Annotated in this window: 16 protein-coding genes; 9 read left to right on the top strand and 7 right to left on the bottom strand. The window is 42.8% G+C overall.

Annotation, left to right across the window (positions count from 1 at the left end; genetic code table 11):
- Nucleotides 1–175: 175 nt before the first annotated feature.
- Complete coding sequence (locus JEZ96_RS19600) at nucleotides 176–301, top strand: hypothetical protein (protein WP_011920003.1); 126 nt, start codon at nucleotides 176–178, stop codon at nucleotides 299–301.
- A 174-nt stretch (nucleotides 302–475) separates the two neighbouring features.
- Here JEZ96_RS19600 and JEZ96_RS16510 read toward each other — a convergent pair whose 3' ends face one another.
- Both JEZ96_RS16510 and JEZ96_RS16515 read right to left on the bottom strand, forming a co-directional pair.
- A complete protein-coding gene (locus JEZ96_RS16510; RefSeq protein WP_011920004.1) occupies nucleotides 476–2,188 on the bottom strand; it encodes a formate--tetrahydrofolate ligase in 1,713 nt (570 codons plus the stop codon).
- A 174-nt stretch (nucleotides 2,189–2,362) separates the two neighbouring features.
- The gene (locus JEZ96_RS16515; protein WP_011788007.1) at nucleotides 2,363–3,193 is read right to left on the bottom strand and encodes a MaoC/PaaZ C-terminal domain-containing protein; all 831 of its coding nucleotides are present in this window, start codon (nucleotides 3,191–3,193) and stop codon (nucleotides 2,363–2,365) included.
- A gap of 408 nt (nucleotides 3,194–3,601) precedes the next feature.
- Between JEZ96_RS16515 and JEZ96_RS16520 the strand changes: the two genes are divergently transcribed.
- Nucleotides 3,602–4,375, top strand: coding sequence for a methyltransferase domain-containing protein (locus JEZ96_RS16520; protein WP_011920005.1), 774 nt, complete (start codon nucleotides 3,602–3,604; stop codon nucleotides 4,373–4,375).
- A 24-nt stretch (nucleotides 4,376–4,399) separates the two neighbouring features.
- On the opposite strand, the gene JEZ96_RS16525 is transcribed toward JEZ96_RS16520, so the two are convergent.
- A complete protein-coding gene (locus tag JEZ96_RS16525) occupies nucleotides 4,400–5,299 on the bottom strand; it encodes a TraB/GumN family protein (RefSeq protein ID WP_025008619.1) in 900 nt (299 codons plus the stop codon).
- A 48-nt stretch (nucleotides 5,300–5,347) separates the two neighbouring features.
- On the opposite strand from JEZ96_RS16525, the gene JEZ96_RS16530 reads away from it, so the two are divergent.
- The gene (locus JEZ96_RS16530; protein ID WP_011788004.1) at nucleotides 5,348–5,656 is read left to right on the top strand and encodes a hypothetical protein; all 309 of its coding nucleotides are present in this window, start codon (nucleotides 5,348–5,350) and stop codon (nucleotides 5,654–5,656) included.
- A gap of 163 nt (nucleotides 5,657–5,819) precedes the next feature.
- Nucleotides 5,820–7,574, top strand: a complete 1,755-nt coding sequence (locus JEZ96_RS16535; RefSeq protein ID WP_025008618.1) for a GGDEF domain-containing protein — start codon at nucleotides 5,820–5,822, stop codon at nucleotides 7,572–7,574.
- 14 nt (nucleotides 7,575–7,588) lie between these two features.
- On the opposite strand, the gene JEZ96_RS16540 is transcribed toward JEZ96_RS16535, so the two are convergent.
- Entirely contained in the window at nucleotides 7,589–8,113 is a 525-nt protein-coding gene (locus tag JEZ96_RS16540; RefSeq protein ID WP_011788002.1) for a DUF3016 domain-containing protein, read from the bottom strand.
- 272 nt (nucleotides 8,114–8,385) lie between these two features.
- On the opposite strand from JEZ96_RS16540, the gene JEZ96_RS16545 reads away from it, so the two are divergent.
- Entirely contained in the window at nucleotides 8,386–8,694 is a 309-nt protein-coding gene (locus JEZ96_RS16545) for a hypothetical protein (RefSeq protein WP_011788001.1), read from the top strand.
- A 31-nt stretch (nucleotides 8,695–8,725) separates the two neighbouring features.
- Here the strand turns inward: JEZ96_RS16545 and JEZ96_RS16550 are convergent, their stop codons facing one another.
- Nucleotides 8,726–9,235 (bottom strand): DUF4240 domain-containing protein, encoded by a 510-nt coding sequence (locus JEZ96_RS16550; protein WP_011788000.1) that lies wholly within the window; start codon nucleotides 9,233–9,235, stop codon nucleotides 8,726–8,728.
- Nucleotides 9,236–9,363: 128 nt separating this feature from the next.
- On the opposite strand from JEZ96_RS16550, the gene JEZ96_RS16555 reads away from it, so the two are divergent.
- The 4 genes from JEZ96_RS16555 to JEZ96_RS16570 all read left to right on the top strand — a co-directional run bounded on the left by JEZ96_RS16555 (nucleotide 9,364) and on the right by JEZ96_RS16570 (nucleotide 12,033).
- Nucleotides 9,364–9,744, top strand: coding sequence for a hypothetical protein (locus JEZ96_RS16555; protein WP_025008617.1), 381 nt, complete (start codon nucleotides 9,364–9,366; stop codon nucleotides 9,742–9,744).
- A gap of 82 nt (nucleotides 9,745–9,826) precedes the next feature.
- Nucleotides 9,827–10,624, top strand: coding sequence for a response regulator transcription factor (locus JEZ96_RS16560; protein WP_011787998.1), 798 nt, complete (start codon nucleotides 9,827–9,829; stop codon nucleotides 10,622–10,624).
- A 146-nt stretch (nucleotides 10,625–10,770) separates the two neighbouring features.
- Nucleotides 10,771–11,043 carry an HU family DNA-binding protein gene (locus tag JEZ96_RS16565; RefSeq protein WP_006079990.1) on the top strand — a complete coding sequence of 91 codons (273 nt, stop codon included), beginning with the start codon at nucleotides 10,771–10,773 and terminating at the stop codon, nucleotides 11,041–11,043.
- Between the two features lie 297 nt (nucleotides 11,044–11,340).
- Nucleotides 11,341–12,033 (top strand): TorF family putative porin, encoded by a 693-nt coding sequence (locus JEZ96_RS16570; RefSeq protein ID WP_025008616.1) that lies wholly within the window; start codon nucleotides 11,341–11,343, stop codon nucleotides 12,031–12,033.
- An 80-nt stretch (nucleotides 12,034–12,113) separates the two neighbouring features.
- On the opposite strand, the gene rimK is transcribed toward JEZ96_RS16570, so the two are convergent.
- Together rimK and JEZ96_RS16580 are read right to left on the bottom strand one after the other, a co-directional pair.
- The gene (gene rimK / locus JEZ96_RS16575) at nucleotides 12,114–13,019 is read right to left on the bottom strand and encodes a 30S ribosomal protein S6--L-glutamate ligase (protein ID WP_011787996.1); all 906 of its coding nucleotides are present in this window, start codon (nucleotides 13,017–13,019) and stop codon (nucleotides 12,114–12,116) included.
- A 160-nt stretch (nucleotides 13,020–13,179) separates the two neighbouring features.
- Nucleotides 13,180–14,901, bottom strand: a complete 1,722-nt coding sequence (locus tag JEZ96_RS16580) for a putative bifunctional diguanylate cyclase/phosphodiesterase (protein WP_014611380.1) — start codon at nucleotides 14,899–14,901, stop codon at nucleotides 13,180–13,182.
- Nucleotides 14,902–14,910 lie beyond the last annotated feature (9 nt).

Genomic DNA, 14,910 nt, shown 5'->3' on the forward strand with positions numbered 1-14,910 from the left:
TAGGTTAAAAACCGCGAGAAATACCCGTTAAGCGGAACAAACTCTCACAAAATAGGCTATTTAAGATTAGCTTAAGTGAGTGTAACTATAGTGTATTTAGTTTTATGTCGATGAAAGCTCCTCCGTGAATTCTCGGCATTCGTCTCTTTTTCCATCCACCAAAAGGCAACTAGAAATGCTAGCATTTTTCCGTGAAAACTTAGGAATTATCTTAGGTGTAGTGATTTTCGGCGCATTAATTTTGGGCGGGATTTACTACGTAGAGCATTCGTTAAAGAGCCAAGAACAAGTTATACAATAACACTTAGCATACACTCTGAGCCCTAGGTTAAGGCTCAGAGTTTAGTTTTAGTTTTACTTTGACTATTGACACTATTATGCAAGCCTAAAATCAGCCCCAATCCATGGTGACAAACAATCAACCCACTGCGGCGATACCATTCATTTTAAGCACTAGCGATGACAACCTCAGCACCTAACCTAAACCAATAATCTCTCCAGCCTCATCAATATCAATCTTGAGATAACCTGGCTTTATACCAAGACCAGGCATTGTCATCACATTGCCCACTAATGCTGTAACAAAACCAGCCCCCGCATTCAGCACTAAAGCGCGGATTGGCACAATAAAATCTTTCGGGACGCCCTTTTGTATAGGATCGTGACTAATCGATAGGGGTGTTTTTGCCATACACACGGGTAAATGAGCATAACCGAGCGAAGTAAACTCCCTCACTTGTTGCTTAGCTTCATCCGAGAGACTGATGCCCGCCGCACCATAACCAACCTCAGCTAAAGTGGATAACTTAGCCTCTAAAGAAGCATCATCCGGATATAACAACCTAAACTGGCTCTGAGTGTCAGCGGCGCGAACCACAGTATGTGCAAGTTCAATAGCTCCCGCTTCACCTTGGCTAAAAGCATCACTGACCTCACAACCAAATGCCGCAGTTTGGTTAACGGCGTTGATTAACCATTGCAACTCGGCTTCGGTATCCGTGGCGAAGCGATTGATTGCCACGACGACAGGAATGCCATAGCGTGCCACATTGTTAATATGCCAGTGTAAATTAGCAAATCCTGCCTCTAGACGAATCTCATCGGGAGTATTGATATCTGTGTCTGACTCAATACCGCTATTTGCCTTAAGCGCTTTTAATGTCGTCACTAACACCGCGGCACTTGGGACTTGCCCGGACTGACGCACCTTGATATTACAGAACTTTTCGAATCCCATATCGGAACCAAAGCCCCCTTCGGTGATCACATAGTCCACAAGTTTTAAAGCGATATCATCGGCAATAATCGAGGAGTTTCCGTGGGCAATATTGGCAAAGGGGCCAGCATGAATGAGGCATGGTGCGCCATTTAAGGTCTGCATCAATGTGGGTTTAATCGCATCCACCATAATCGCCGTCATAGCGCCTGCGACCCCTAAATCTTCTGCGCTTATCACCTGCCCTTGGCGATTAAGTGCTAGAACTAATCGCCCAATGCGGGCCCGCATATCCGCCAAATTAGCGCTCAAGGCCAAAATAGCCATTAATTCAGATGCTGCCGTAATATCAAAACCAGACTCATATACAGGACCGTTGTTTTCTCCTAGTCCAACCTGAACCTGCCGCAGGCAACGATCATTATGGTCAAGCACCCTATGCCAGCGGATCTGCGCAGGATCGATATCCAAAAAAGCTTGCCCAGATTGCGCCTCAAATTCCACTTTACCTAAACGTGACTCATGGAAAAGCCTCGCCGCAATCGCGGCGGCACCTAAATTATGGGCACTGCTGACAGCATGAATATCACCCGTTAAATGCAAGTTAAGTTCCTGCATAGGTACAACTTGCGCATAACCGCCACCCGCTGCGCCACCTTTGACGCCAAAGACGGGCCCCATACTCGGTTGGCGAATGCAGGCACAGGCTTTTTTACCTATGGCCTTTAAGGATTGAGTTAGCCCAATACTTGTCACTGTTTTACCTTCACCGTGGGGTGTTGGGGTGACAGCAGTGACAATAATCAGTTTTCCCCGACTTTGACCCGCTAAACGCTGCTGAACACTTAAATCTACCTTAGCTTTTGTGCTACCAAATAGAAGCATTTCTTCCGGTAATAAGCCTAACTCTGCGCCAAGCTCTGCCACATTTGTTAAACTGGCACGGCTTGAAATCTCCATATCGGTCAGCATGCGTCGGTTTCTCCTTTGAAGTATTCCGGATAAATAGGTGTGATTGTAATAAACAACATCGCTTGAATATGGCGGATATTAGGTGATTGATCTTAAGAGATACAGTCGCCGAAAAGGTTAATTACTGATTTCTTATAAGCAAACAGCGCCATCGGCGCCGTTTATTGTTTAATACTAAAAATATATTTCACCGCTCAGATGTGGACGGCGACCTTTACTGTCTCTAAGCTCAAACACCCAATTATCCTCGTTTTTCTCATAACCAAACCCGACCTGTGCAGGCATTAAGAGTGGCAGCTTAAATGTCACATCGACAGTGAATGGGCGAGTACCAAGTTCAGGCATTAACTCAGCCAAACAGCGGGCTTTAGACCACATACCATGGGCGAGTACGCGATCAAAGCCAAATCGCTTTGATAACAATGGATGCAAATGGATCAAGTTATAGTCACCGGATGCCTTTGCATACCGACGGCCCAGATCTTCCCCCAGCTCCCACGCTTGCGGAGCATCCCATTCCATTTCAATTGCCTTAGGTGGGCGAACGCGGCGACCTGCGGTTTCAATACGATATAAATAGGTCGAGAGTGATTCCCACACTAACTCCTCACCAACATACACTTTAGAAACAAATTCAAACTCCAAGCCTGAATCCGTTTCACGACTTGTCGTTAACGCACACTCAAAGGAATATTTTTCGTTGACTGTGGTTGGACGATATACTTGGATACGGTTTTTAAGGTGGATCATGCCAAGTAATGGAAATGTAATACCATCATGGGTAAAAATCACCGCGTGTAAACGAAACGCCATCACGTATAAATAAGTTGGAGGTAGCAGGTTACCATCAAACTGGAAACCACAAACTTGGGCGTATTGACTCACTTTTGCTTCTGAGACGGTAACATCAGGTGCAGTCACTCTAATGTGAGGCAATGGCTGTTGATCCCAACCTGGTTTGCGGCCAAAAAATATCTTGCGATAAAGAGAAAGCAGCGACGGCATCGCGTTCAACTCAACACAATATGCATTATTCAAGTCTGTGTACCTTTTAATTAACTATCCCTTAGCACAGATAGCCATAAATTACCTCGCTCAGACGGGTGACATCTGATAAATCAAGCTAAAAACGAGTGTAAAACGGGCTGTGCTGCGTCTTAAAAAGGGTGATGCAGACTCTTTGAATGGACAGCGAAAGAGTCAGGTTTGTTGAAAACGGCGTGATTATAACCTAGGGGATAGAGTTCTGTGTATCCCTAAGTTTAGTAGGAATATTTACCATCAATAAAATCATTGTGTTAGCTAATTTTATGAGTGAATAAGTAAGCTAACTTGAAAGATAATACCTACAGAGTGCGAAAATATTTCGTCTGTGCCACACTATTACCCCACACTCTTTAAGTTAATTTACACGTGCAAGATAAGAATTTTGATAAGCTCGCGCACAAGTTTGCGAAAAATATTTATGGCACCCCCAAAGGGGAAATTCGTGCAGCCGTACTATGGCGAGATCTCAGCTCTGCGTTAGCCCCATTTGGCGATAAAAAACTCCGAATTTTAGATGCTGGCGGTGGCTTTGGTTTCTTTAGCCAAAAGCTGGCACGCCTTGGCCATGAAGTCGTACTTTGCGATATCTCACAAGAGATGCTTATCCAAGCCCAAGCACATATTGATGCCTCTACCGAGCCTTTAAATATTGAGCTTATCCATGCCCCTATCCAAGCATTATCAGTTGAACAGAATGGTGTTTTCGATCTCATACTGTGCCATGCCGTAGTCGAATGGCTTACCGATGCTCAGCGTACTATGGAAGGATTGCTGACGATGCTCAAACCCAATGGTTTGTTTTCACTGATGTTTTATAACAAAGAAGCAATGCGTTTCCATGCCTTAATATCAGGAAATTTTGACTACGTGGCCGCAGATCTTAAAGTAAAGAAAAAAGTGAGGCTAACACCCACACACCCGCTTTATATTCAAGAGGTTAAGCAATGGTTTATGGATTGGGAAATGACGTTAATAAGCCAATCTGGGGTGAGGGTTATCCACGATTACTTGAAAAAGAGCCAAGCCGCAGATTTTGATTACCAAAAACTTCTGCAGATGGAACTCGAATATTCCCAGCACGAGCCGTATATATCACTTGGCAGATATGTCCATTTCTTAGGTATTAGTCGAGGAACATAGCACCTCGACTGAACCAACGTGATGTTAAAGACAAGTATCACTCCAACAGGCGGTCACCTTAGCACCCGCCTGTTTAAGTAACTGCACAACACTCTTATCACCCACAACATGACCAGCCCCAATCACCACAAATAACGGTGCTGGCACATCACTGGCATCCATAAGCTTAAGAATACCCTCAGCCATTGTGTGATTTCGCTGCCATAGGATCTTATCTATAATCCGAGTATCACCCTCGCCGCCCATCTGTTCTTGCATAATAGTATCAAGTTCGGTCTCGTCACCCGAACGCCACGCCGTTATCAGCGATAAAAGCTCATCATCCGACACACTAATCGCATCTCGCACCATAGACCACTGCTCTTGGCTGTCGAACGTAGCTAACAACTGAAATTGAGATTCTGCAGTTTCCAGCTCAAACACTGGCAGTGTTTTATTACGAGCCATCAACTGTGCATCAACACCATAATCAGTGCTATAACCTAAGCCATTGTAACGTAAGAGATTGAGTTGAGTCGCCTGTAACCAAGGTGCAAATGATTGAATTGACTGACATACACTTGCTCTACTCGCACAGTAAAGCGTCATACTCTCAACAGTTTGCTTATCGCGGTTCTGCCAATCTAAGCCCTTAGTGCCATCTGCCATCCCATACTTTTGCAATAGCGCGCGGCTATCGACTTTATTCATATCGACTTCAACCACTAACCCCTTGGCTTTGCTAAACGCTGTTTCAATTTGCTCAGGTAAGGGATAAAAATCGCGATTACCAATATGAATTGATCCCAATAAATAGGCACTTTTACCCTGCCACTGCACTTGATAAAACGGCGGTTTATCGCTTGGTGCCGCAAAAATTGCGGCATGAAAAAATAATGTCACACAACTGATTGCGGCGATGAGTCGTCTGTGGCTTGTTGCCATATCCTTTGCCCCTTATAATTCCTGCAAATTTTACAATGAGACGCTGTTATGCCACACACTAAGGTTATAGAGCAACTGAAAGAAAACCTTCAAACCGCCTATCGCCAAGCCATAGATGCCGACGCTAAATTAGATGAACTGAAAAAAGCGGGCTATGGAAAATTCACCAGCATCTTTACGGCAGATCAAGGATTTATCATTTCGAGTAATCGTTTTTTGCCCTACGTGCAAGAGCTCGTTGATGATTTAACCACATTAGAGAGCCAACCGACGCTCGATCCTGTCGCACTTGAAACCTATGTGCGCCAATTAGGTATCCTATTGAAAACACTTCAGGTCTTTAAAAAACAGAGCTAACTTCTTTATCTAAGCGCTAAAATTTTTCGTTAAGTTTAGCGCTTTCCCTTTCCTCTTTACCCTGTTAGCGCCAGAGAAAACCCCTTTTAACGCCACAAAAATTGTCATCATTTTGTCATTTCTAAGTCATAGACTCCGCAAACACAGACGAAGGGGCTGAATAATGACAAGTTTAGATCTCGCTAAAGAGCTTGATAAAATAATTTCTAAAGGGGCTATCAGTCCATTATTCCAGCCTATTTTCAATATATTAGAACATAAGATCCATGGATTTGAGGCCCTAAGTCGCGGCCCAGAACACAGCCCATTATATTCACCCGTTCCCCTTTTTCAGACCGCCGAACATCAGGGTAAACTCAGTGAACTCGAAACCCTCTGTCGACGGATTTCACTTGAGCAATTTAAATTCCGTCAGTTTCAGGGGCGACTATTTATCAATATCTCACCCAAGGCGCTGTTAGATCCCTGCCACCCCAAAGGTATGACACTGCAACTATTGCAACAGCTTGGGATTTCACCTTCACAGGTAGTTATTGAACTCTCGGAGCAATATCCTGCGGATGATATAGACCTGCTTAAATCCTGCTTAAATCACTATCGTAGTCAAGGATTTATGACGGCAATTGACGATTTAGGTGCGGGATATTCTGGCTTAAGACTCTGGTCAGAATTGTCACCCGATTATGTGAAGATTGATCGTCACTTTATCCATCAGATCGACTCAACCCCAGTAAAACAAGAATTTGTGCGATCCATTGTTGAACTCTGTCAGAGTTTAACCTGTAAAGTGATAGCCGAAGGGATTGAAACTCAAGAGGAATTAGCAGTACTTAAACAACTTGGCATTGTGTATTGCCAAGGTTATTTACTCGGTCGTCCTGAGGCTATGCCCTGCAGAGCAATGAAAGCCACCTTAGTTCCCAATAATACCCAAGCACAACCCCGATATAGTGAGTCAGCAGAAAGCCTCTGTTGCAGTGCCGTTACCGTTCTACCAAACCTAAAGCTTAAACATCTAAGTGATACTTTTATCTCCCAACCTGCACTGCAAGCAGTTGTTGTGGTTGAAGATCAAGTACCCCAAGGTATTATTAGCCGTGCAACATTACTTGAGCTTTTTAGCACCCCCTATGGTCGAGCATTACATGAAAATCATGCCGTTAGCGAGGTCATGGATCCTCAGGTACTGCAGATAGAAGCCAATGAACCCCTTTCGACTGTTAGTCAGCTACTAACGTCAGAAAGTGCAAATACCGTGGCACAGCAATTTATTATTCTGCGCCGTGGCAAATTGCTCGGCATTGGTCACACCAAAGATCTATTACAGCGCATAACTGAGCACAGAATTAAAATGGCACGCCATGCTAATCCACTTACGGACTTGCCGGGAAATGTGCCTATACAAGAAGAGCTAAAGCGACTAAGAATTCAACAAAAGTCTTTTTACCTCGCTTATTTCGATCTGTGTCATTTTAAACCCTACAACGATATTTATGGTTTTTGTCGTGGTGATGAAGTGATTTGCGAAGTGGCCAATTTATTAATGAAATATAAAAGTGATAACTGCTTTATTGGCCATGTGGGAGGCGATGATTTTGTGATAATTAGTACATGCGATCAAATCGTAACTCGTTGTCAGCGGATATTGACTGACTTTGAACACCATAAACAATTGTTCTATAGTGCCGAACATTGGCAAGCACAACAAATGCTGGCAGATGATAGACAGGGGCAAGCCTGCTACCACAAACTTATAAGCCTATGCGTTGGCTTACTCTCGCCGGAACATACCCATAATTGCAATGAACATAGCTTGTCCACTCTGAGTGCGAGGGCAAAAAAACAGGCAAAATCCGCAAGTAATGGATTTTGCCTGTTGGAAAATAATGCACTCAATCCACACGCATTAATCGCTTAAGGTGGCTTTTACATCTAAATCTTAGGGGCGATGGTCTTTTTTAACCAGTCGTTTAGCATCTGTGTTTCATACATAAAAGGTTTATCGTTTAAGGGCTGAATACCCGTTAAAAACCCCATATCAGATAATTTTTCATCCCCAGCAACGATCACTTTATCATTCTCTAACACCTGGTAGCTAAAGGTGATTCGTGGTGGGTAAATATCCTTCACAACCCGTAAATCATTTGCCGTTGCACCAAATGTTGGACGCATATCCCCCGCTAAATCCACATCGGTAACCATCATTTCAAGCTTTTGATTGGGTTTTAAAATTTTAGCGGCTTCTTTATTGATATTCTTGGTTAAGGTCTCAAATAAGCGAGTCTCATAACGGGATTGAACTTCCCCCGATGATTTAATATCGCGAAAATCCTTCGGATTTTGCCAAACAATTTTTACCACACCATCTTCCGTGACAGGATGGGTTGATGTTTCATCTGCGGCCCACACTGCACTGCAACTTAATACCCCTGCGAGTAAAAGGAATTGAACTTTCATGCTTGCCTCCTAGGCCTAATCATTTCTATATTGACAGTACAAAATCTAACCTGAACTAAAGCTTAACGCAAAACAGTCTCAAGAACATAAAATAAACACAAGCATTTGTATAATAAACAAAATATTTCACTTTGCTGTAAATTGACACGTATCTTTTTGTATCGACACTGCACTAAGTAAGTGCAGCGTTATAAATTTGTGATCATTTTGCGCGCATCTTGATTAAAAACACGTTATTCTTCGCCTATTGTTTATATGGCTACGATTAGAAAATGAAATTCCCCGTTGTACCTGTGTTCATTCTTATTCTTTTTACCTGTTTCGCCAGTGCGATTTGGTTTATCTCCCCAGACAGTAAAGATGACCATCACCAAACTTGGTCATCCTTTATCTACACCCATGGGTATGACTCTGGAAAATACAAAAAAACAGATAATTTTGATCATTATGATGCCTGCCGAGATTTTGCCCGGGTGCAATCTTCTCTCTATGATAATGTCCCTTGGGAATGTGGTTTAAATTGTGAATTTGATCCACGCAAACAAGGGTTTCAATGCAAAAAAATGAAAAATGACAATTAAGGCCTATTCCACAGAGATTAATGATTAACGTTTAAAATGGAAAACGGGCACTTAACTCAGGATATTGCTGTTTAAGATCCTTAGGTTTAGTGCTAAATTTTTTACCAACAGGAGTCGCTTTACCCGATGGCATAAAAGGTAACTCTTGACCCGTCCTATCTTCATATAGCTGCCCAGCAATTAAGTCGTACTCATCGACAAAGGGATAGGCATATCCGTCTTTCTCTGGCCATGCGGATAAACGCGCTAGGCTATCAGGATGTGTAATAACTGCATCATAACGCTCTTGCCCTAAAGAAATAAGAAAACATCTAAACTCCGCAAAAGCATATTCAGAATCACACCCAGTGATAATATAAGCCGCTCCCCATACTGACCATAAATAGCTACGCCGCATCTGTTGGCTAAATATTTTATCGAAAGCTTTTAATTCTTCATTACTGAGTTCGGTGAGTTTTTGCTTGAGTGCCTGCACTAAAGATTCCTGTGGTTGTGCAGCCTCAGTACGCGTAACCAATGCCCAAAATTCAACTTCTGTCATAACCTAAACCTATTAACTATACCCGTGCAAAGGCAATATTCTACATGATAATGCGGTTATGCTGGACTCAGTTCAGCGCTTTTCCTACACTGCCTCATCCTAAGACCACGAAATCCATCAGTCATTCAATGCCTAAACGTCTCATTTTACTCACCGCGCTCTATTGCCTCTTTAGCATAGTCGCACTATGGCGAGCAATAACAACCCAATCCTTTGATTTATTTACCTTAGGAGTGCTTCCCGTACTAGTAGGTATCCTGATGCGAGCCCCTTGGTCAAGCCTAGTGCTTAAAATCTATCTTGGAATGCAAACCCTCGGTTTTTCAGCGCTTGGTATCACTGCGGTGATTGCCTACCGTATCACACCAGAAGACGTAAAAGTGTTCTTTGCAGGTAAGCAAATTCCGATGCTACCACTTGTTATCGGCATAATTGCTATGTTGTTAGTACAATATTGGGCAGCATTTTCTAAAGTCACTTACCAGTATTTAAGTGGTAAAACAGAGTAATAGCGGATTTATTGCTAAGCTGTTATTTATAGCGTAGCTTAACAATCCTATAAAAGACCCTCAGCTAATACCGACGAAAACTATGAGTCATCTATCACCCAACGAATTATCCATTCTCTTAGTAGAGCCTTCGGATACGCAACGCCGAATCATTATTCAGCATCTACAACAAGAAGGGATTGTCAGCATTCAAACGGCTGCAAATATCGAAGAGGCTAAAGCCGTGGTTGGCCGCCATAAACCCGATCTCATCGCCAGTGCAATGCATTTCGAAGATGGCACTGCCATCGATCTACTCAGCTATTTACGTGTAAATAGTGACTACAAAGACATTCAGTTTATGTTGGTGTCGAGCGAATGCCGTCGCGAGCAATTGGAGATTTTTAGACAATCAGGCGTAGTCGCTATCTTACCTAAGCCTTTCCATGCTGAGCACTTAGGTAAAGCCCTGAACGCGACCATCGATCTATTAAGCCATGATGAACTCGATCTTAGCCATTTTGATGTACATGATGTGCGCGTTTTAGTAGTCGATGACAGTCGTATGGCGAGAAATGTCATCAAACGAACTATTGGTAATTTAGGAATAAAGCTCATTACCGAAGCAGAAGATGGTGCACAAGCTATTGAGTTAATGAGAAATAATATGTTTGATCTGGTAATTACTGACTATAACATGCCCAGTATTGATGGATTAGCATTGACCCAATTTATTCGCAACGAGAGTCAACAATCCCATATCCCTATTTTAATGGTCTCCTCAGAAGCCAACGATACCCACTTAAGCAATGTATCACAGGCAGGCGTCAATGCTCTGTGCGATAAACCCTTCGAACCTCAACTCGTCAAGCAGCTCTTATTTCAACTGTTAGAAGAATAAAACCTAAGTCACGAACCGAGTAAATATTCTCCAATTTACCGCGTTTCATTCTATTCTCTGGCAGTAAAAGGCTTTCAAAGTATGAAGCCTTATGGCATGTTAGGCACGCTTACTTAAATAATCTACGGAAAGAAGAGACAACAAAGATGAACAAAACTGAACTTATCGCTAAGATTGCGGAAAATGCCGATCTAACAAAAGTGGAAGCAGCACGCGCATTAAAGTCTTTCGAAGCGGCTATCACCGAATCCATGAAAAATGGTGACAAAATTTCTATCGTGGGCTTTGGCTCTTTCGAAACGGCCACCCGTGCAGCTCGCACAGGTCGTAACCCACAAACGGGTAAAGAAATCCAAATTGCAGAAGCAACTGTGCCTAAGTTTAAAGCCGGTAAAACCCTACGCGATAGCGTCAATTAATTCGTAGATAAAACCATTCGTGATGAAACGCCTCCTACTTTGTGAGGCGTTTTTTTTGCGCAAAACTCAACTCGAAATGACGATTTATTGCACAACGACAGTGCGTGCCTGCTCCATTTTCATGCACAGCCAAAAGCACAACTGATAAACATTTTTATAACATTATGTTTTCCATAAGATTGTAATAATGGCATACGATTAGCAACTCACTCTTCAGAAAAAAACCAAGATGCACCAGTGCCACCAACAAAATGGGGCATAAGTGAATCAATAAATACATCAATCGAGGGGATGAGCATGAGAAAATCACTGTATAGCGTTTTAGCCTTATCGACAGGAATGTTACTGACATCCAATGCCTTTGCTGCCGTGTCAGCCAATATAGGGGGTACATCAAATTACCTATGGCGTGGTGTAACCCAAACTGACGATGCGGTAGCCATCCAAGGTGGAATTGACTATAGCCATGATTCTGGATTTTATGCAGGCACATGGGCATCGAATGTGGATTTTGGTGATGAAACAAGCTATGAGCTCGATCTTTATGTGGGTTATGCAGGTAATATCACTGAAGATATTAGTTACGACATAGGTTATCTCTATTATGGCTATCCTGATGCACCAGGAAGTATCGACTTCGGCGAACTACATGGTGCTGTTACTTGGAAATGGATTGAGCTTAGCTACTCCCATGTCATTAATGCTGGAGATGATGTAGCAGCATCGCCTTTAGATAATAAAGATTTGAGCTATCTTGCGGCTACTGTATCAATACCACTTACTGAAAAGGTGAGCTTATCCATGCATTATGGTTATTCCAGCGGTGATGTGGTTGAGGCTTGGTTTGGCGAAGATAACTACGCCGACTATAACGTGACCTTAAGCGCCGACACGAGTATGGGGACAGTATCCTTTATGGTTGCAGATACAGACTTAACCGATGACGATACTAAAATTGTTTTAGGCTATTCCTACAGCTTTGACCTCTAAGCTTTACTATCTAACCCGAGCGAGTACAAGTTATCAAAACGCCACCTTAAGCGGTGGCGTTGTGCTATCGCAATGATCCATTAAGCAATGATTGGCCTATTTGTTTTACGCGCTGCAACCATTTTCTCGATATATTCAACTATCGGTTCAGTGACTGAAATCCCTGTAGTTTGCTCAATACCTTCAATGCCAGGTGCCGAGTTCACTTCAAGAATTAAAGGGCCACGGTTAGAGCGTAAAATATCCACACCAGCGACAACAAGCCCCATGGCCTTTACGGCTGCAATCGCCATCTTACGCTCGACGGAGGTGATTTTTACCGTTTCACCACAGCCTCCCAAATGAAGATTAGAGCGAAAATCTCCTTCTGGTCCTTGACGTTTCATCGAAGCGACAACTTTATCACCTACAACAAAACAGCGAATATCGCTTCCGTTAGACTCTTTAATATATTCCTGCACTAAGATATTGGCTTTCAATCCTAAAAAGGCTTCGATCACGCTCTCTGCCGCGGTTTTCGTCTCAGCTAACACAACACCAATACCTTGAGTACCCTCAAGCAGTTTAATCACTAAGGGAGCACCTCCCACCATATTGATTAAATCAGGAATATCATTAGGTTTATTCGCAAACCCCGTAATTGGCATACCTATCCCTTTACGAGAAAGCAACTGCAATGCCCTTAACTTATCACGGGATCGGGCTATCGAAATCGAGTCATTGGCCACAAATACGCCCATCATTTCAAACTGACGTACCACTGCACAACCATAAAAAGTCACACTTGCATGGATTCGAGGAATGATTGCATCGAATCCAACCAACTCCTGTCCCTCATAATGAATACTGGGTTTGATCGAGTTGATATTCATATAACAGTTCAGAGTATTGATCACAACCGCTTCATGGCCACGACTCTCACAGGCGGCGACTAAACGTTGTGTTGAATACAGTTGAGGAAACTGGGATAAGATACCTATTTTCATTACGGAATGACCCACTTAAGCACAGTGAATAAAGAGTTCTGACACAACAAAATTCGGCATCAGAAAAGGGGGGCTGATATTTGTCTATTGCTCAGTGTAAAGCAAGAAAATATTCCTCACCAGATGAAAACGGTTTACAGGAATGACCACTGGATAAGGTTCACAATTTTGTGAGTAATGGTGTAATAAATTTTGCCTCAAAGTCCATTGCCTCTAGGGGCCGAGAGAATAAATATCCTTGCAAAATATTACAATTGCGAGCCGTACAAAACTCCGCCTGTTCCAATGTTTCCACACCTTCTGCGACAGAAATAACATTAAAACCATAGGCAAAATTAAGTAATGCGGCTAATAATCGAGTGTCTTTTTCATCTTTATCGTAGGATGCGATAAAGCTTTTATCTATTTTCAATACACTGATAGGGAATAATTTGATGTGTTCCAAGGATGAAAATCCTGTACCAAAATCATCGAGGGCGAAACGAACACCAAGTTTAGCGATTTGATCTAAAACTTTAGCGTGTTCATGGGGATCTTCAATCAAACAATTCTCAGTAATCTCTAACTCTAGTGCAGTGGGAGGTAAACCCGTTAATTCCAGTGTTTGGATAATTTTACTCAGCAAATCAATCTGCGCTATTTGTGAGGCTGATAAATTTACCGCAATGGTGAAATCACGCCCAATGGGTTTTAGTTGTGTCAGCCAAATCTGAGCTTGTCTACAAGCCTCCGTGAGAACCCAATCCCCAATCTCCTCCATCAGGCCCATCTCTTCTGCAATAGGGAGAAATTGATCCGGTGCGATAACCCCGTCTTTAAGATGCTGCCAACGAATAAGTGCTTCCATACCGACCATTTGATGGGTCAAAGAATCAACCTGTGCTTGGTAATACACCTTAAATTCATTCTGTCTGAGTGCAACCCTAAGACTTGACTCGATATGATTGCGATAACGCACCTCTCTATCTAAGGCTTCAGAATAAAATTGGATCTGATTACGCCCCATTTTCTTGGCGCGGTACATCGCAATATCGGCACATTTCATCAACTCGGAACTGTCTGATGCAGCCTCGTTATAAAAAGCAACGCCAATACTGGCACCAATCAGCACATCATTATCCCCGAGGCAAAAAACCTCCTCAAATGCCTTAAGCAGTCGATTAGCCACTATCATCGGAAAATACTTGTAATCATCATCCGTCACCAGGACAACAAACTCATCGCCCCCTAAACGAGCAATGACATCACCATCCCGCAGAACCTCACTTAAGCGAGAAGCCACTTTGACTAATAAGATATCGCCAGTCTGGTGACCTAATGTATCGTTAATCGCTTTAAAATCATCTAGATCGAGTAGAATTACCGCTAAATAATTGTTACTCCTTTTGGCTCTAGCTATGGCTCGATTTAAACAAAGCTCGAACCCATAACGGTTAACGAGTTTCGTCAGCGAATCATGCTCTGCTAGCTCTTTCAGTTTTTGATGGCTATTACGTAGTGCTAATGCCATTGAGGCTCGTTGTTTGGCGTAACGAATAGCTCGGGTAAGAATACGGGAATTAACTTCATCTTTGAGTAAGAAATCCTGAGCACCCAGTTCTATACAGCGCTGGGCTAACTTTTCATCTTCATAACGGCTGAGCATCACGACTACGGTCTGGTCTTGAGTCATCGCATTGAGTTTAATCAGCACTTCGAGGCCATTGGCATCGGGCAGCATGTAGTCCAATAAAATGCCATCAAAATGGCGTTCTAACGCTAGGTTTAATCCATCGAACGCACAATTTGCCTCAATGACATTAAACGCTAATTTTGACTGCCTCAATGCTCTAATGACCGCGGTTCTATCCACTTCATCATCATCGATTAGTAGTAAATCCATATGCCCATC

Origin of the sequence: Shewanella putrefaciens, from assembly GCF_016406325.1 — a bacterium.
Classification (GTDB): domain Bacteria; phylum Pseudomonadota; class Gammaproteobacteria; order Enterobacterales; family Shewanellaceae; genus Shewanella; species Shewanella putrefaciens.